The following is an 18,310-nucleotide window of genomic DNA, read 5'->3' on the forward strand; positions in this document are numbered from 1 at the left end:
TCCTGCACCGGCCGCTCACGGATCCATGTCAAAATATATAAACATTCGATGGTCAGGATACCGTGCCGAGTTCATCCTGTTTTTCACTCAGCTTGGAGTAGGCTTCCAATGCCTTGAGATGGGCCTCGAAGGCCCTCTGCGCGGCGACCATGGTCACCATCTCCTCCATCATGTTGACATTGGAAGTTTCCAGCTTACCCTGGATAACCCGGAAAATCTCCATGGGTTGATCGCCCCCTCCCTCTTCGAGACGGTACAACGATGTCCCTGATTTAATCAGGTTTTGTGGTTCGTTGACGGCAAAGAGCTGCAGCCTGCCGTCGGCCGGGATGCCGTTGACGGCAATAGCTCCCCATTCATTGATGTGAATATTGGCCCCAATGGCCGGGTCGAGCTGCAGTGGCTGATTGCCTTCGCCGAGAACGGTAAAACCCTCGGAGGTCTTGAGGAGGCCGTTTTCATCGAGCATCAGGTGGCCGGATCGGGTGTAGTACACTTCATTGTTGCCCTGCACCTTGAAAAATCCTTCGCCGTCAATGGCGAGGTCCAGGGATCTGCCGGTGGTTTGCATGCCGCCCTGGCTGAAGTCGGTGCCGATTTCGCGGATTCTGGTGAAGTTGATACCGCGGGCATCTGCGGTCTGCTTGGCTCCTCGCAGGATAGCGGCGAAGCTGATGCGGTCCTTCTTGAATCCCGTGGTGTTGACGTTGGTCAGATTGGCGGCGATATTTCCCATGGCCTGTTCTCTCGCCACTGCTCCACTGAGAGCGCTGTATTTACCTGAGCCCATACTCCTCCGTTGACTGTCCTGAATTGTCTGGTACTTCTCTTTTCGGCACGCACGGTTTTTTTCTTAACAGGGAAAGCCGTGAAATATCCCTGAATCCGCCCCGCAGGGCGGCTGGTGAAGGTTATTGTCAAAGGTTGTAGTGCGATTATAATCTGATTACAGCAAAATATATCCGAAACAAGAGTCCAGTCGCCACGGATTCAGGATATCGGCAGGTCGTGGTTCAGCGGTTGCTTCGGGCCATGCTGTTGAGACTGAGGAGTTGGGTCGCCTCGATATGCGAAATGCCAAGGATGGCGGCGATTTCCTCGGCTTTCATTCCCTGGGAGGCCAACCGGCGAAGAATGGTGTATTTTTCCGGGGGCGCCTGGTGGAGTTTGGCTTGATTCCGCAGCCGGGGCATTTGCAGGCCTGTTGTCAGTTGTACGGTTTTCAGGGTGGTACTGAAGGCTTCTTTGGGAGTGGGAGAGCACTCGTCTTGGAGAGCGGTGTCGATTTTTTCCCGCAAAGATCTGATTCGTTGTGTTGTGCTGGCATGTTGGGCCTGGAAACGGCGAATACAGAGCAGGACGATGGCAAAGAGGAGGGTGACAATGATACTGCCGCCGATGAGGCAATGGATGGGGTCAATCATGGCTTTCCCTTACGCGGATGTTGGTTGGTTCCCATCCAGAAACGGCTCTATGTGCCTCACTCTTCGTTGCACCGGCAAATGTAATCCTTGGAATATTTTGTGTATGCCTGCGATTACAATTCCCAGCAAACCTCGATTGAGGGCAGCAGATCTCGTTTCCGGGTGGATACTGGTTACGGTTCATACAGGTCGAAATTAATCAATTTGACGCGGAGTTTCAGCAGGGCTTGACTATGGATCTGGGAGACCCTGCCTTCCGAGACTTCGAGAATTTCGGCGATCTCTTTTTGGGTCAGTTCCTCATAATAGTACAGCGCGACGACCAGCCGTTCCTTTTCGGTCAGTTCCTCGAGAATTTCGGCTATGATTCCGGTCAATTCCTCTTTTTCCAGGTTGTCGATGGGGGCAGGACCGGTGATGTCCTCCAGGTTGTCGAGAAAACTGCGTCCTTCTTCCGTGTGGTCCAGGGTTTCGTGGAGACTGACGCAGCCCAGGTGTCTGACCTCACTGTGAAGATTGTGGTATTCCTCCAAGGTCAATCCCATTTCCCGGGCCATTTCATCCTCCTCCGGTGAGCGACCCAGTTGACGTTCCAAACGGAGCATGGTCTGGGTCAATTGATTCTGCTTATCCCGCATGGTTCGCGAGAACCAGTCAAGTTTTCGCATTTCGTCAAGAATAGCGCCGCGAACCCGGTATTCGGCAAAGGTTTTAAACTGTGCACCCTTTGCCGGGTCGAACTTGTTGGCCGCATCCACCAGGCCGACCATGGCGGCGCTGATCATGTCCTCTCTGGTCATGAAGGTGGGCACCTGAGGAGTCATGCGCTGCACCACCAGTTCTACCAAGGGCATATTGTCCCGGATCAATTGTGAACGATCATCTAGGGGGGGTACAGGAGGAATCATAGTGGGGTATCCATGTCTGGGCTGAAGAATTCCTGGGAATGGCACGACTTCATTTGCCACCGAATTCCAGCAGCCGTTTCCAGAAAAACTGGATCGAACCTTTGGGTTCCAGGATCTGGGGCTCCTGGATAATGCTTCTGGCCAGGGCTTCAAAGGCCTGGCTGGTTTTTGAGTCAGGGAAAAGTTGCACCAGCACCTGTTGCTTGCGGATGGCTTCCACCATCAGTTTGTCCCGGGGGATGGAGCCGATGTAATCAATGGAAATGTCCAGATAGCGGTTGGCCACCATGGTGAGTTTGCGGTAGACATCCAGAGCCTCCTCTTCGTTTTTGATGAAATTGACGATCAGGTTGAAATGTTTTTCATGATACTGGTTGGAGAGCAGTTTCATCAGGGCATAGGCATCGGTGATCGCTGTTGGTTCCGGTGTGGTCACCACCAGGATTTCATGCGCCGCGGTGTTGAAATAGGTGACATTCTCCGAAATCCCCGCCTCTGTATCGATGAGCACGAAATCAAAATCATTGTGCATGGCGTCCAGGGCCTCGAGCAACCGCATTTTCTGCTCGGAGTCGAGTCGGGTAAAACGTTGCACCCCGGATCCGGCCGGAAGAATTTTGATGCCTTCGGGACCGTCGGCGAGGATCGTTTCCAGGTCCTGTTCACCGGTGAAAAAATGGTTGAGATTATGTCCCGGCGCCAGACCGAAGACCACATCGATGTTGGCCAGACCCAGGTCGGCATCGAGAATGAGGACGCGTTTGCCCAGTCGGGCGAGCAGCACCGCCAGGTTGGCGACCACCGCTGTTTTACCGACCCCACCCTTGCCGCTGGTAATGGAAAAAACCCTGGTGGTGGCATGTTGAATTGGTGCTCCGGCTTGCTCCTGACTGTTCATTTCGCGCAGGGTGCCGGCCTGGTCTGTTGGTCGTCCTGGTGTTTCAGCCATTATAGAGGTTCCCATGCTCATTCATGATAAGATCGGCGATCGCGGCCGGGGTCGGCGTGATCAGATCCTCGGGCACCCTCTGCCCATTGGTGAGGAAAGAGATTGGAGTGTCGTTGTTGTAGTGGACATTCAAAAGCACACCTAACTGATCGCATTCATCGATCTTGGTGAAAATAAAATTGTTGATCGGCAAAATGCCAAAGCGTCTGATGGTCTCCTCTATCTCCCGTTCTCTGGTAGTGGCCGCGAGCAGGAGGTGGGTTTCGACTTGCGGATGGGGAAGGAGAAATCCGGCCAGTTCCTGCAGGTCGCTGCTGTTTTTGGGACTGCGGCCGGCGGTGTCGATGAGGATCAGTTCATAGTCGCGGAATTTTTCCAGGGCCTGGCGCAGTTCCCGTGGGGTCAGAACCACTTCCAGTGGTAAATGCATGATTTCGGCATAGACCTTGAGTTGCTCGACCGCGGCGATACGGTAGGTGTCAATGGTGATAAGGGCAATACGGTGGCCGAAGCGGCCCAGATAATCTGCGGCTATTTTTGCCAGGGTGGTGGTCTTGCCCACGCCGGTGGGGCCGACGAGACAGATTTGCTTGGCAGCTGTCGGTCGTTCCGCCAGGATCTGCTCGGTGGCAAAAAGTCGAGCGATGGCAGCCTTGAGGATAGCGGTGAGTTCAGAGGGACTGAGATGATCTGTTTGTTCAATGGTATCCCGGGTGAAGCGGGCAACGACCTGGGCGGTTTCCTGACTGATGCCGTACCCGACCAGAAAAGTAATCACCGGATCAATGCTTGTCTGGATCCTTGGGTGATGACTGCTGTCACCTCCGGCTCTCATGGGTGTGCGCGGCAATGAAGGCCCAGGTGGAGGGATGCGGCTGGAGAGGGATTTGACCAAGTTGCGCAGTTCCGCCAACTCACTGTGAATGGCCTTGTCAGGATATGAAGGACTTTGGGAGGATGGCTCAGCCGGTGGCGGCGGTTCTTCCTTTTGGGCCCAAATCTCCTCGTAGGTGATGTCCCTCATTAGTTTGGATGGTTTTTTCTGTAGCCGCAATTTATCGGGGTTACCACCCGCCCTCCCGGACGATTCCCGCCAGTTGGTGTCAATCGCCGCGGTTATCTCCAGCATCGGCTTGCCGATCACGCCGAACCGGCCATTGCGGACAGTGCGGGTGGAGAGGATAAGGGCATCCGGCCCCAGGGTTTCCTTGACCATTTTCAGGCCGGTGGTCATGTCTTTTGCCTCAAAGACCTTAACTTGCATCTATGGTCACCGTGCCAATGGATTGGATGCGAACCTGTGAGGTGATCTCATTATGGGACAGAACTGCCAGGTTGGGGAAATATCGCTCGGTCAGCCGGCGAACATGGGGTCGGATCTGCGGCAGGACCAGGAGGACAGGTTGCTGGCCACCCGCGAAAGAGGCCAGCAGCGTACTGAGATGGTCGAGTATCTTCTGTGCGGTTTTCGGGTCCAGAGCCAGATAGCTGCCACGTTCACGATGCTGCACCGCGGTTTGAATGCTCTCCTCCACCTGGCGGTCCAGGGTAATGACCGGCATGATACCGTCACTCTGCGTGTGGGAAGAGGATATGGATCTGGACAAGGCATGACGGACATATTCAGTGAGCACGTCCGTGTCCTGGGTCATGGTGGCGTAATCGGCCATGGTTTCCATGATGGTGCGCAAGTCGCGGATGGAGATACCCTCGCGGAGCAGATTCTGCAGCACCCGCATGAGGGCACCCAGGTTGAAGACATGCGGAACCAGTTCCTCGACCAGTTTTGGATAACTTCTGGCGAGATTGTCGAGCAGGTTCTGGGTTTCCTGCCGGCCAAGCAGTTCGTGGGCGTGCTGTTTGATGACCTCGCTGATGTGGGTGGCCATGACCGTGACGCAGTCAACCACGGTATACCCTGCTATCTGGGCCTGCTCCCGCTTGTCATCGGTGATCCAGATCGCCGGGAGGTCAAATGCCGGCTCCCTGGTGGGGACGCCCTTGATTGTTTCCGTTACCAGCCCCGGATCCATGGCCATGAAATGGCCGGGCATCATTTCGGCGGTGGCGATGACAACACCCTTGAGGCTGATGGTGTACTGATTGGGGTTGAGTTGAAGGTTATCCTTGATATGCACCGGCGGCACGATGAAGCCGCTGGAGAGGGCAAACTGCTTGCGCAGCGATTGAATGCGGGCGAGCAGTTCGCCATCCTGGCCGGCATCGACAAAGGGAATCAGGCCGTATCCGACCTCGAGTTCGATCAGATCGACGTTGAGCATTTTTTCGTAATCCTGGTCCGGTTTGGCGGCAGGCTCGGGGAGTTCCGTCTGGATTTCTTCCTGTTCCCTGGCTTCCTCGGCACGGTCGAGGCGGTAGGCGATATAGGCCAGAAGTGCGGCAATGACGAGAAAGGGGAAGAAAGGCAAACCCGGAATCAGGGCAAAGGCCATGAGAATGGCGGCCACCACCCAGAAGGCTTTGGCGTAGCGGGTGAACTGGGCCTTCAAGTCGGTGCCGAAATCCTCTCGACCGGCGGATCGGGTGACCAGCATACCGGCGGCGGTGGAAATGATCAGGGCCGGAATCTGGCCGACCAGGCCGTCACCCACGGTGAGGATGGTATAGTTTCTGGCGGCCTCGGCCATGGGCATGCCCATCTGCAGGACACCGATGATAAAACCGGCGCCGATATTGATCAGGGTGATGATGATGGCGGCGATGGCATCGCCGCGAACGAATTTCGAGGCACCATCCATGGCGCCATGAAAATTGGCCTCATTGGAGATTTCCTCACGACGGCGACGGGCGGTGTTTTCGTCGATGAGGCCGGCGTTGAGATCGGCATCAATCGCCATCTGTTTGCCGGGCATGGCATCCAGGGTGAAACGGGCTGCCACCTCGGCGATGCGTCCGGCGCCCTTGGTGATGACGATGAAATTGATCAGGACCAAAATGACAAAGATGACCAGGCCCACAACATAGGAGCCACCGACCACGAACTGGCCAAAAGCCATGATCACCGACCCGGCGGCATCCATGCCTTCGTTGCCGCGGGTGAGAATGAGACGGGTGGAGGCGACGTTGAGGGACAACCGGAACAAGGTGGTGGCGAGGAGAATCGAGGGAAAAATGGAGAAATCCACCGCCTTTCTGGTATAGAGACTGATGATGAGGATAAGGATGGCAATGGTGATGTTGAAGGCCAGACAGAGATCGAGAATCATCGGCGGCAACGGGATGATCATCAGCATGAGAATGCCGACCAGACCCAGGGACGCCAAAATGTCGCTGCGTTGCAGCATGTCGCTCGGGCGAATGCGGCTCAACAACGTCTGTATTCCCGGTGCTTCCATTAGTTCCGATTTCCTTTCAGTGAATAGACATAGGCGAGGATCTCCGCCACGGCTTTAAACAGTTCCTCGGGGATGGATTGGCCGATGTCGACCTTTTTATGCAATAATCTTGCCACTGGAGGATTCTCCACCAGGGGGACGTGGTGCTCCCGGGCAATCTCCCGGATTTTTTCCGCCACCAGGCCCTGGCCTTTTGCCAGCAGCACCGGAGCGTCCATCTTGCCGGGCTCATATTTGATCGCCACCGCAAAGTGGGTCGGGTTGGTGATGACCACATCAGCTTCCGGCACGGCGGCCATCATCCGCCGGCGGGCCATTTGCTGCTGGATGGAACGGATTTTTGACTTGATGTAGGGGTCGCCCTCGGTCTCCTTCATTTCCTCCTTGAGTTCCTGCTTGGTCATCTTCATTTTCTCCTCCATTTCCCAGCGCACAAAGGCATAGTCAATGGCAGCGAGAAATATCATCAAGGCCGCTACCTTGGCCATGACCAGGGCTGCTGTCCGGGCCAGGTAACGGATGGTCTCCTCGACCTCCATGCCGGTAAGCAGCAGGGCTTTATCGAATTCACCCGCCACGGTACTGAAAGCGAGCCAGCCGATGAGGAGGACCTTGAGCAGGGATTTGATCAATTCCAGCAGGGACCGTTTAGAAAAGAAGCGGCCCATGCCTTTTATGGGGTCGAGTTTATTGAAATCCGGAGTGATCGGTTTTGCAGTGAACAGCCAGCCGACTTGAAACACGGAAGCAAAGAATCCGGTGATCAGGGCGACCAGGAACAGAGGGAAAAGCATTCTGGCGAGTGTCTCGGCGATATAGTGGCTAAGATGCATCAGAGAAGAGGCAGTGATGGCATACTCGCCGCTGTTTATCCAGATTGCGGTCATCAGTTCACGGATCGAATTCCAAAAATAGGGGGCGAAAAACAGCCAGAACAGTAGCATCAAGGTAAACAAGGCCGCGGTTTGCACCTCCTTGCTCTGGGCAACCTGACCTTTTTTACGAAAATCAGCCCGGCGCTTCGCGGTTGGGGCCTCAGTACGTTCTCCAGGGGGTTTTTCTTCCGCCATCGCAGATCAGGACAAGGCAGATGTTGCTGCCATGAATATTTGCAGGAAATGAGATAGACCCTTCCGCCGCTTTTGTGTCGGGAGAATGGGTACGATGAAGCTGGGGCTGGTGTTGTCTCCCCGGCAATACAGGTAAGTGCAATTAACGCACCCGAACGAAAAAGCAGAGGCTGATGGAATGGGCCTGTGCACCAAATGTATGCCTGGATCCGCGAGTGAACGTCCTGTGGGGCGGCTGGTGCGGGAGAACTGTCAGGGTTTCTTCAAATTTTTAATCTTATGACAGCAAGTTAAAGCAAAAAAGTCCAGCCGTCACGGATTCTGCCGATGGTCAGTGCAGCAATTGGAGGAGGTTGAGGATATTGAATTCCATGGCGTCAAATTCGCGACGCAAAACAAAGAACATGGCGTTGAGTGTCAAACCTATGACCAGAAAGGCAATGCCGATATTGACCGGGAAAGAGAGCATGAACACATTGAGCTGAGGAAAGACCCGGGCAAGGATACCCAGGACCATGTTATTGATGAGCAGCAGGGCGAGAATGGGTGCACTGAATTTGACACCGAGAATGAACATATGGCTGCCCAGCCGCATCAGTTCAGGAATCGCATCCCCGGAGAAACCAAAGAAACCGGGGGGGAGAAGGATGTAGGACTCGACAATGACGCGAAAGAAAAAATAGTGGCCGTTGAAAGAAAGGAAGGCCAGCAGGGCCAGGATATTGATGAACTGGCTCATCAATGACATCTGCTGGGTTGTCTGGGGGTCAAATACATTAGCCGCGGCAAACCCCATCTGATAACCGATGACCGTACCGCCGAAACTGACCGCCGTGAACACCAGTTGGGCCGTCAGGCCGATCATGGCACCAAGAAGGACTTCATTGATGATCATCAGGCCGAATTCAGTCAGGTTTAACGCCACCTGGGGCGTGTGGGGGGCCATGAGCGGGAAGAGCACCAGGGCGGTCCCCACGGCGAGGCCGATTTTGAGACGGGTTGCGGATGTGGCGCCGGTAAAAGCGGGAATAGCGGTGGTCAGGGCCAGGACCCGGGCCAGACAGAGCAGGAAATCCTGAAATTGCTGAACAGGGATCAGTTGCAGGTCCATGGCCGAAGGCCTGTTCTCAGCGGATCAGCGGCCCACCGTGGCTATCTGGGTGAGAATGCCGGTGGTAAAGGTGACCAGCAGGTTGATGATCCAAGGGCCGAAGATCAAAAGAGTAATAAAAACCGCGACAATTTTGGGGATAAAGGTCATTGTCTGCTCGTTGATCTGGGTGGCCGCCTGAAAGATGCTGATCACCAGGCCAAAAACCATGGCGGCAATGAGCATGGGGGCAGCAGTGAGCAGAATGGTTTCCACGGCTGTCCTACCGATATGAATGACGGTTTCGGGAGTCATGGCAGGCCTCTCGATGAGGAATTAACCGAAACTTTTCATCAGAGAACCGACCACCAACTGCCAGCCGTCCACCAGAACAAAAAGCAACAGTTTAAAGGGCAGGGAAATAATGATGGGTGGCAACATCATCATGCCCATGGACATCAACACCGATGCCACCAGCATGTCAATGACCAGGAATGGGACATAGATCATGAACCCCATCTGAAATGCGAGCTTCAATTCGGAGAGCATGAAGGCCGGGATGAGGATCATTGAAGAGATTTCATTTTTATCGGCTGGTTGCTCCTCCCGGGCGATTTCAATGAACAGTTGCAGCTCTTCTTCCCGGACCTGGGAAAACATGAAGTCGCGCATGATCTCCACCGAGCGCTCAAAAGCCTCCTGCTGGGTGATTGATTCCTCCATATAGGGCTGCAGGGCTTCCGTGTTGATCTCATTGAAGGTCGGGGCCATGATGAAAAATGTGAGGAAAAGAGCAAGTCCTAAAAGCACCTGATTGGGCGGCGTGTTCTGGGTGCCCATGGCCTGACGGACAAAACCAAGAACGATGATGATCCGGGTAAAGGCTGTGGTCATCAGCAGGATGGCCGGGGTTACCGAGAGAATGGTGAGGATGAAAAGCACCTGTAAAGCGGTGGATACTTCAGCGGGAGTCGTTGCCTCGCTGACTCCTAGGGAGACCGTGGGTAGATTGACGGCGGAGGCCAGACACGGAAATAACAAGAGTGCAAGGCCGACAAAAAAGGCTCCACGTTTCATTGTGCTTCCTTGAGCAGGGTTTCGAACTCTGGGAGGGGCTCTTTTTCCGGAGAGAGTTCCGCAATGAGATGAATGTTTGAGGTGCCGACCCCCAAGAGAAATTCCCGCCCCCGAACCTCCACCAGGGCCAGGGAGGACCTGGGGTTCAATGCGCGTATCTCCACAATCCGGATAACTCCACCGGTCGCCTTGGTGAAGAGCAAACGTTTGCGGGCCAGGCCGTAAATTGCAAGAATAAGGCCGACTACCACCAGCAGCGCCCAGGCTGTCTGCAACAGGGCGGATCCCATAGAAAAAGTGTTCTTGTCATCGGCACAGGCTGTCGCCGGCAATAAGAGCAGGAGGCAGTACATGGGTATTCGCAACATGATGCTCAACCCAGTTTTGCGACTCGATCGGCCTGACTGACGACTTCGGTCAGTTTGATGCCGAACTTGTCGCCAACCTTGACCGCTTCACCGCGGGCGATGAGACGGGCATTGACATACAGATCGAGGGGTTCCCCGGCAAGTTTGTCCAATTCGATCACATACCCTTCACCCATCTGCAGGAGGTCGCGGAGCAGAATCCGGGCCCGGCCAACCTCGACGGAAACCTGCAAGGGAACATCAAAAAGGAATTGCAGGTCCCGGGTGAGGTCGGTCTTGCCATTCCGTGCGGACATTGAAGGGGTGTTTTCTTTGAGCAGTTCAGCGGTTTCCTCGGGGTTGAGGGTATTGCGGCCCTGAGAAAGAGGCGAATCAGGTGCTGCCATGAATCTCTCCTGTTGTGCTGCTGTGGCATCGGGTGATATGGATGGCTTTTTTCCCGTTTCGCTCTCCTGGAATTGCGGCAAAAAGCGGGTGATCCTCAATCATGATGGTCAACGGTTGTTCAGGGTTATAGTGCAGGTCTATGATGTCTCCGGTTTTTAATGCAAGGATCGTTCCAATAGTCATGTTGATTAGTCCGGAGCGGGCAGTGACCGTGCTTTCCATTTGCAACGATTCGCGGGCAAAATACTCCGACCAGCCATGGCTGGCAGCCTGAGCGATATTGACCAGAGCTTTGAACTGTTCTTTTAACGGTTCAAGAGTCAGGTAAGGAATGATGCAGCGCATCCGACCACAGGGTTCGCCACCGTTTTTTATCGTGAAGCCGGTGACGAAAACCTCGGTTTCAGGTTCAACGATACTGACCAGGCGAAAATTGTTTTCCACCTTGGTGAGATGGATCTGTAGATCGATGATGGGTCGCATCGCTTTACCCAAGTCAACACAGATACTTGCCATGGTTCCTTTAAGAATGGCCATTTCAATGGTGGTGAGATTGCGATCCAAAGCGAGGGATTCGCTGGTCTGGGAGGAGCCGAGCATTATTTCCAGCAAAGAGAAAGCCAGAAGCGTATCAAAATGAAACAGGCAGCCATTTTTCAAGGGAATTAAGTTGTAAATGCCGACAGCTCCCTGGTTGTTGATATCCTGCAGGCTGCCTTGAAAATTGGTGGTGGTGATATCATCACGTTCCACCGTGAAGGTACGTTGCAGGGAGTTGGTCAGGCCGGTGGCGAAATGGCGCGCGAAACTGTCAAAGACAATGTCGAGGTTGGGGATTCGTAATTCTCCGCTGCCGTGGGTGCGTTCATAAGTGTGAAAGAGATCAATATGTTGGGAGCGTACCACGCGCCCAGGGCGGGACGCGTTTTCTTCCTCCGATTCAAGCGCCATGTCGCCCGTTTTGATTGCCGCAAGCAGCTCAGCGATTTCCTCTTTTGTCAGTATCGGTTCCATGCTGTCACTGGACGACGAAATCGGTGAGATACACGTTGTCAACCCTGCCGGTGACAAGGAAAGAATTGATTTTGGCCTTGACCTCGGCCTTGACCTGATTTTTCCCTTGAATGTCCTGTAGCTCCTCAAAGGTTTTATTACCGATCAGGAGAAGGATGGCGTCCCGAATCTGCGGCATTCTCCTGTTCACTTCATCCACGGTGCTTTGCCGATCGAGTTCGAGGACCATGGCGGCCTTGACGTAATGGGGTGTATCCACCCCAATGATATTGACGATGAACTCTCTGACTTCCACCATGGGACCGATGTGGGCCTGACTCGGAGGAGGGCTGATTAATGAAGCCGCCTTGCTGGGATCGATATCCTGCGCTTTTTTCATCACCAGGAAGTAATAGGCAGCACCTCCGGCGCCAAGGAGGAAAACAGCCATTGCGACGAGTAGCATCAGCTTTTTTTTACCGCCTTTACTGTCTTGTTTTTTTTCTTTCTCTGCCATAAGGTCGTTTCCTTGCCAACGATGGCCGGCGGGCTAGAAGGGGATGGGGGTGGAAGGTGTGCCTTCCTGGGCGATGGAACGATCACTGCGCAGGATAAAGTCGACCCGTCTGTTCAATGCTCGGCCTTCCGCGGTGGTGTTGGCGGCGATTGGTCTGAAGTCACCATACCCGGCAGCGGACATGCGGTCCTGGGGGAAAAGATCACCCCGGTGATAAAATGCCATGACCGCCACCGCTCGATCCACCGAAAGGTCCCAGTTGGTTCTGGGGCCGGCGATCATGGGTATGTTGTCGGAATGCCCTTCAATGCGTTTGGACATCGGCAGGGGTCTGACTATGGAGGCCACCTTGCGCAGAATGGGGTAGGAAGAGGGCTTGAGGGTGGCTGATCCCACATCAAAGAGAACGGATTCGTTGATTCGGAGGATGATCGAATCGTTATCCTTCTGGAGAACCTCAACCTGGTGGTCGATGCGGACTGTCTGCAGATCGGTCTTGATGCGGCGCAGATGCTGGATTGATGTCTCCATGGGAATGGGGGTAAACTGAGTCCGTGGCGGCGAGGGAATGATCGGAATGGAAAATTGTACCGGCTCCTGAATCGACCGCCAGCCAAAGGCGTCTCTGAGTGAGGTTTTTGCCTGGAGAAATTTGATGGGATCCAAATTGGCCATACTGAGGAGAAGAACGAAAAACACAAGCAGCAAGGTGACCATGTCACTGTAGGTCAATATCCAGATGGGCAGTCCTGGGGGGCATTGTTTTTGTTTTTCTCTCGCCATTGTTGTGCTCGCAGCTATTGTTTGAAAATCGATTCCCGTTTTTTCGGGGCGATGTACGCATGCAGTTTCTGTTCCATGATTCGAGGGTTCTCTCCGGAAAGAATGGACTCCATACCTTCAGTTATGACTGTTTTCTGGAGGATTTCGGTTTTCGAGCGTGTCCGCAATTTGCCGGCCATGGGAATGAACAGGATGTTGGCAAGCACCGAACCGTAAAAGGTGGTCAACAGGGCAATGGACATGGCCGGGCCGATGGCGGTCGGATCATCCAGGTTGACCAGCATCTGTACCAGGCCGATCAATGTGCCGACCATGCCCATGGCCGGAGCGATTACGCCCATGGTGTTGAGGATTTCCGCACCGTTGGCGTGGCGAGCGGCGATATTGTCAATCTCGGTCTGGAGCATAGCCTTGAGTTCCGAGGGTTCCTGGCCGTCTACCGCCATCTGCAGGGCCTTGACCATGAACTCGTCCTCAATGGAGTCAATGGAGCCCTGGAGGGAAAGGATGCCTCCTTTGCGAGCCTTGTTGGCGAACTCCATCATCTGCGCGATCAGTTTATTGGTGTCGGTCTCCTTGATGAGGACAGTTTTTTTAAAAACAGCCATGGTACCGACAACATCGGAGAGGGGAAAATTGATCAGGGTGACCCCTGCAGTGCCCCCAAAGACAATGGCCATGGCAGCCGGATTTATGAATATACTCATGGGACCGCCCATGAGGATCGCCCAAATCATCAGGGTAAAGGCAACAACGATACCGATTATGGTTGCAATATCCACTTGTCTTTTTCTCAGAGAACGTATGGTTACATGGTGGTGTCGATGCAGCCGTGGGACAAAAATCCGGATTGAGACTGATCGGTACCGGCCAGATTGATAGTGTCAGGAATGGGTCGGTCGGGTTTCAGGTTAATTATTCGGTGACGATACTACAATACCGTGGACAGAACCATGTCTGCATATTGTATTGGTCACGTATTTTTAGCGGATATTTTTATAAAGTGTACCGAAAAATAATGGCAAAGGCAAGTTTGCAAGCATGGTGCCAAATGCTTTGGCTTGTTGCGAGGGGAGCTTTTGAGGAGGGAAGTCTTTTCTGGAGCGAGCAAATGTCTATCCGCAAACGAGGTCATTTGTTATCCTTCGAGGAGTACCGGCGACTTTATTCCTCAAAAGATTAAGCTTGACGGCGGGTGGACACAAGCATTCGATTTCATTGGCCGGACCTGGAATACATGATCAGCGCTTTTTTTGCGAGGTGGCAGGGTATCGGATAGAGGCAAGCTTGTCTCCGTACGCCTGCTTGGTGAGAGATAAGGTGCTGATATACGGCTACAAGGCTGGCGACGAGGACGTCTTGTGAAGGGACGGAGGCCGCTCTGATACACAGGGCAGCCTCTTCCTGGATCCGTGATCGGACGCCCCGAAGGCGGCTGGTGAAGGTTATTGTTAAGGATGCTGCTTCATTTATAAGCTGATTACACAAGATATATCCGAAGCAAGAGTCCAGTCGTCACGGGTTCAGGTCTTGTCAATGATTTGACTTGTCTTACCGTTTCAAGTTGATCAGTTCGCCCAGCATCTCATCCACTGTGGTGATAATTTTTGAGTTGGCCTGGAAACCGCGCTGGGTGGAGATCATTTTGACAAATTCCTGTCCCATGTCAACATTGGACTGTTCCAGGGAGTTGGTGAAAATTTTACCCAATTCCGGACCCGGTAGGCCGACGCGGATGGCACCGACTTCGGCCGGGGCTATGTACTGGTTGGCACCGGCCAGTTGCAGGCCACCGGGATTCTGGAATTTGGCCATCACCAACTGGGCCATGTTGACTTGGCGACCGTTGGAATAGGAGGCGACCACAATGCCTTCGTTGTTGATCGCCACATTGATCAAGTCACCGGCAGCGAAGCCGTCCTGTTTATGGCCAAGGACGGTTGAATTGCTGTCGTACTGGGTAGTGTCAAAAGTGAGATTGATGACCTGAGGAGCGGCCCCGTTGGGCCAGTTGGCTCCGGGGTCGCCGGGATCGGGCAAATTGATGGCTACGGTGAAATCATCAGGTAAACCATCTCCATCCCCATCCACCCGATTACCTTTTTCATCAAAAACGAGGAGTTCCGGGATTGCCTGGAAGGTGGCTGGGTCGTTGTTGATGGTGTACCCCGAAGCCCAGGTATTATTGGCATCGTCGACATGTCGCCAGTAGACGGTAACCAGGTGGGATTGCCCCAGGGAGTCGAAAATCTGGGCCGAGGCGGAATAGCTGTAGGTGGCGCGATCTGCGGGATCTATGTCACCTGCTCCCCCACCTAATTCCACTGATTTTTCGTCGAGGTTGGACGTGAAGGACAGTTCGGTGGTGGCGCTGGCTTCGAGCAGGCCGACATTTGCCACCTGGATATCATTGGGGTCGGCAGGGAGCAGTTCGTCATTATTGATAAAATCGAATTGCTTTCCTTGAACCCTGAGGCCTTCCGGGTTGATCAGGAAGCCATCCTCATCGAAACGGAAGGCTCCGGCCCGGCTGTAATAGGTGATATCGCTTCCCGGTTCCTTGAGGATAAAAAACCCCGGTCCCTCGATGGCCACATCCGTCCCGGAGGAGGTGGTTTCAAAGGTACCCTGGCTGAAGATGTTGTCAACTGTTGACAGGCCGACACCGCGCCCCACTTGTGATGAGCCGCCGGAACCGGTGATATTGCTGGAGAGCAGGTCGGAAAAGACGGTGCGCGCCCCTTTAAACCCGATGGTATTGGTGTTGGCCAGATTGTTGCCGATGACGCTCATGGCCTGGGAATTGGTGTTGAGTCCGCTGACTCCGCTGTACATCGCGCTCTGGATGCTCATACACAACCTCCTGCGTGGTTAAACTGTGGATAATTGATGAAAAATTTGGAGAAGGATCGTGGCGTTCCGGCTCAATCAGCCGGTAGTTCGGTCCAGTTCTCCTCAATTATCCCCGCGCCGTCCGTTGCTGCAGAGATGAATTCTTCAAGGGTGCTGCTAGCCGCCGCGGGATCCTGTACGGAAGCTGTGGGTGGTGGCTGTTGTTGCCGGTCCGCAATAGTCGCCGCTTCATGTTCGCCCTTGTCGTAGGCACCGTGGATGGCGGGGATTCTGTATTCACCGGCGACGGTGACAATGAGGGGTTCAGTGCCGCTCAGATCAACCCCGGTGACTTCCGCACGCACTAACGGTGCAACAGCAACCGATGAACCGTCACCAGCGCTTTTAGCATTGATGACAATGGAATAGGTGCCGGCTTCTAGTTGGTTGCCGGCACTGTCCCGTCCGTTCCACGAAAGAAAATGATTTCCCTTGTCGGTATCGGTGGCGTTGATGGTGGCCACGGTCTGGCCGAGGCCGTTGCGGATCTGCAGAGTGATCTCCGAGGCGATTCCGTCCACTTTATACCCAACCCGCGCTTCATTGCCGTCAAAGGAGAAGGACGAACCTTCGACCACCACTTCCTTGCCGATCAGGGAAAGGGCGGATAGACGTTCGGAGTTGTTTTGTGCCTCGGCCAGCTTATCCATGGTGCTGTTGAGATTGAAAAGCTGCTCCAGTTGGCTGTATTGGGCTAATTGCGCGGTGAACTCCGTGGCGTCGGCAGGGTTGAGAGGATTCTGATTCTGCATTTGTGCCACCAGCAGGGTCAGGAACTGTTCCTGACCAAGGGTATTGTTCTTGGTGGACGTGGGTGCGGGTGAGGCGGAGTTGAGGCCGGCTACGTTGGTCACCATGGGCATTTCTCCCGTCGTCAAGCGTGGACGCTGATGTTACCCGTTGTTCCGGGCGGCTGGTCGCCGGCTGACTCGGATTCCAGGACAGGGGTCGAAGGGGTGAAGCTGTTGCGCGGGAAACGGCCCGCCTGCTGCTGTTGGGGATGGTTCTCCTGAAACGGCCGTCCATTGGTGTTGTCTTCGGCGGCAAGGGTCACCTCTATCTGTTGCAAATGCAACCCCTGCTGCTCCAGGGCTTCACGCAACCGGGGCAGATGACGGTCGATCATTTCCTGAGCCTGGGGGTTCTGAACGGTGATATGGGCCTTGATGTTCTCCTGCTCCACTTTGATTTCCATACGCAGCGCGCCCAGTTCACGTGGATGGATCTGGAGGTTGATCGATCCGGAATCCAACCGCCGGTTTGCCGAGAAATGGGCAATGAGCTGATCGATCACCGTGCCCTCGGGGACCATGATGCCGGAGGGGAGCCGGAGCATGCCCAGTTCGCTCTGGGGACTGGTTGTGACCGGTGGGGTGGTCATCGTAACATGGGGGAACAAAAGCGGTTCGCTCTCTCCTCCGGTCATTGCCAGGGGGGACGATGCGGTGCGGATGTCAGAATGACCCTGCTGGACCGATCTTGACGGATCGGATCCTTTGTGTTGATTACTGGTGTTTTCCTGCTGTTGACCGTTTTTTGAATCACTCTCACCCTGCGGAACCCTGTTGGGCAGGTTGGCGTGGATATAATGGGCTCTGGTGTCCTGAGGCGAGCCATGAGTTTCGATAACAGGCCTGTTGCCGCTTGCCGAAGGAGAAGGCATTTCCTCTGTCTGGTTGAATTGGCGGACGATGATGGTTCTACCGCCGTTGTCCCGCATGACAGCAGCTTCGCCCGGATGTTCCTTGAATCGGTCGCCGTGACCGACTCCTCGCTCCATAGCCTGTCCTGATCGATGTCCGTTGCCCGTGTTGTCGAATACCGCCAGCGGCGGTATGCCACCATCATGGCTGACGTTTCGTCCAGAGGCGTTGGTCACCGAGCTTGCAGGAATGTTTGTCAGCTGCGGTCCGGCCTCGACGTTAGCATCCTTGGGCATTGAACCCCTGGTTCCGGAAGATGCCTCTTTCAGGGTATGGGGGAGCCCTCCGGCAGATTTGGATGCCGCGGGAATCTCCCTGGCGGATCTTTGCTGTACCACGGTATCGCTATCAGCTAGATGGTTCAGTCCTCTGGCGGAATCTGCTATTGCCGAAATCTCCCTGGCAGATCTTTGCGGTGGCAGATGTTCACCTTTGTCAGATAAAAGGACATTGGTGAACACGACGGCGGGAGTGGCTGCACTCATTGCTTGCGGCAACGAGGAGACCTCCTCCCCCGGAGCTGGCGGATAAGGATAACCAAGCTGGCTGAATGGGAATGCCTCGTTATGGGCATCATGTCCCTCCTTGGCGGGGAGGGCGGCGAACAGTGCCATGAGATCGTCTCGCGAGGCTTTTTTCGCGGCGATATGCGGGGATATATCGGCCTGTTTATGGGCGGCAGAGATGAGATGGTCAGCAAAAAGGCCCTTTGCTCCGGCTTTGCTGGCCGGTTTTCCATCTGGTGGCCCACCGGAAAGCATTTCAGCGGATATAAAAGGAGAAAAATGCATGG

Annotated in this window: 19 protein-coding genes; all 19 read right to left on the minus strand. The window is 54.4% G+C overall.

Going from position 1 to position 18,310, the window contains the following annotated elements; translation table 11 throughout:
* Nucleotides 1–52 precede the first annotated feature (52 nt).
* Nucleotides 53–790: a flagellar basal-body rod protein FlgF gene (gene flgF / locus JWG43_RS10050; protein ID WP_205242790.1), complete on the minus strand. Its 738-nt coding sequence runs from the start codon at nt 788–790 to the stop codon at nt 53–55.
* Between the two features lie 223 nt (nt 791–1,013).
* Entirely contained in the window at nt 1,014–1,424 is a 411-nt protein-coding gene (locus JWG43_RS10055) for a hypothetical protein (protein WP_205242791.1), read from the minus strand.
* A 173-nt stretch (nt 1,425–1,597) separates the two neighbouring features.
* On the minus strand, nt 1,598–2,332 hold the full coding sequence (locus JWG43_RS10060; RefSeq protein WP_205242792.1) for a FliA/WhiG family RNA polymerase sigma factor: 735 nt from the start codon (nt 2,330–2,332) through the stop codon (nt 1,598–1,600).
* Between the two features lie 49 nt (nt 2,333–2,381).
* Nucleotides 2,382–3,281, minus strand: a complete 900-nt coding sequence (locus tag JWG43_RS10065; RefSeq protein ID WP_205242793.1) for a MinD/ParA family protein — start codon at nt 3,279–3,281, stop codon at nt 2,382–2,384.
* Nucleotides 3,274–4,545: a flagellar biosynthesis GTPase FlhF gene (flhF, locus tag JWG43_RS10070; protein ID WP_205242794.1), complete on the minus strand. Its 1,272-nt coding sequence runs from the start codon at nt 4,543–4,545 to the stop codon at nt 3,274–3,276. Before flhF ends, JWG43_RS10065 begins: the two co-directional genes overlap by 8 nt.
* Nucleotides 4,535–6,637, minus strand: a complete 2,103-nt coding sequence (flhA, locus tag JWG43_RS10075; protein ID WP_205242795.1) for a flagellar biosynthesis protein FlhA — start codon at nt 6,635–6,637, stop codon at nt 4,535–4,537. The genes flhF and flhA overlap by 11 nt, the downstream gene beginning before the upstream one ends.
* Nucleotides 6,637–7,707, minus strand: coding sequence for a flagellar biosynthesis protein FlhB (flhB, locus tag JWG43_RS10080; protein ID WP_205242796.1), 1,071 nt, complete (start codon nt 7,705–7,707; stop codon nt 6,637–6,639). The genes flhA and flhB overlap by 1 nt, the downstream gene beginning before the upstream one ends.
* 331 nt (nt 7,708–8,038) lie before the next feature.
* Nucleotides 8,039–8,818, minus strand: coding sequence for a flagellar biosynthetic protein FliR (gene fliR, locus JWG43_RS10085; RefSeq protein WP_205242797.1), 780 nt, complete (start codon nt 8,816–8,818; stop codon nt 8,039–8,041).
* A 24-nt stretch (nt 8,819–8,842) separates the two neighbouring features.
* Entirely contained in the window at nt 8,843–9,112 is a 270-nt protein-coding gene (gene fliQ, locus JWG43_RS10090) for a flagellar biosynthesis protein FliQ (RefSeq protein ID WP_205242798.1), read from the minus strand.
* A gap of 21 nt (nt 9,113–9,133) precedes the next feature.
* A complete protein-coding gene (fliP, locus tag JWG43_RS10095; protein WP_205242799.1) occupies nt 9,134–9,874 on the minus strand; it encodes a flagellar type III secretion system pore protein FliP in 741 nt (246 codons plus the stop codon).
* Entirely contained in the window at nt 9,871–10,242 is a 372-nt protein-coding gene (locus tag JWG43_RS10100; protein ID WP_240193513.1) for a FliO/MopB family protein, read from the minus strand. Before JWG43_RS10100 ends, fliP begins: the two co-directional genes overlap by 4 nt.
* Before the next feature lie 5 nt (nt 10,243–10,247).
* Nucleotides 10,248–10,628 carry a flagellar motor switch protein FliN gene (gene fliN / locus JWG43_RS10105; RefSeq protein ID WP_205242800.1) on the minus strand — a complete coding sequence of 127 codons (381 nt, stop codon included), beginning with the start codon at nt 10,626–10,628 and terminating at the stop codon, nt 10,248–10,250.
* On the minus strand, nt 10,615–11,643 hold the full coding sequence (locus JWG43_RS10110) for a flagellar motor switch protein FliM (RefSeq protein ID WP_205242801.1): 1,029 nt from the start codon (nt 11,641–11,643) through the stop codon (nt 10,615–10,617). The genes fliN and JWG43_RS10110 overlap by 14 nt, the downstream gene beginning before the upstream one ends.
* Before the next feature lie 4 nt (nt 11,644–11,647).
* Complete coding sequence (locus JWG43_RS10115; protein ID WP_205242802.1) at nt 11,648–12,139, minus strand: flagellar basal body-associated FliL family protein; 492 nt, start codon at nt 12,137–12,139, stop codon at nt 11,648–11,650.
* A 33-nt stretch (nt 12,140–12,172) separates the two neighbouring features.
* Nucleotides 12,173–12,922: an OmpA/MotB family protein gene (locus JWG43_RS10120; RefSeq protein WP_205242803.1), complete on the minus strand. Its 750-nt coding sequence runs from the start codon at nt 12,920–12,922 to the stop codon at nt 12,173–12,175.
* Between the two features lie 14 nt (nt 12,923–12,936).
* Nucleotides 12,937–13,704 (minus strand): MotA/TolQ/ExbB proton channel family protein, encoded by a 768-nt coding sequence (locus tag JWG43_RS10125; RefSeq protein ID WP_205242804.1) that lies wholly within the window; start codon nt 13,702–13,704, stop codon nt 12,937–12,939.
* A 769-nt stretch (nt 13,705–14,473) separates the two neighbouring features.
* The gene (locus tag JWG43_RS10130) at nt 14,474–15,775 is read right to left on the minus strand and encodes a flagellar hook protein FlgE (protein WP_205242805.1); all 1,302 of its coding nucleotides are present in this window, start codon (nt 15,773–15,775) and stop codon (nt 14,474–14,476) included.
* A gap of 71 nt (nt 15,776–15,846) precedes the next feature.
* Nucleotides 15,847–16,671: a flagellar hook assembly protein FlgD gene (locus JWG43_RS10135; protein WP_240193515.1), complete on the minus strand. Its 825-nt coding sequence runs from the start codon at nt 16,669–16,671 to the stop codon at nt 15,847–15,849.
* A gap of 17 nt (nt 16,672–16,688) precedes the next feature.
* Nucleotides 16,689–18,308, minus strand: a complete 1,620-nt coding sequence (locus JWG43_RS10140; RefSeq protein ID WP_205242806.1) for a flagellar hook-length control protein FliK — start codon at nt 18,306–18,308, stop codon at nt 16,689–16,691.
* Nucleotides 18,309–18,310: the final 2 nt, after the last annotated feature.

Origin of the sequence: Desulfobulbus alkaliphilus (assembly GCF_016918545.1) — a bacterium.
Classification (GTDB): Bacteria; Desulfobacterota; Desulfobulbia; order Desulfobulbales; family Desulfobulbaceae; genus Desulfobulbus; species Desulfobulbus alkaliphilus.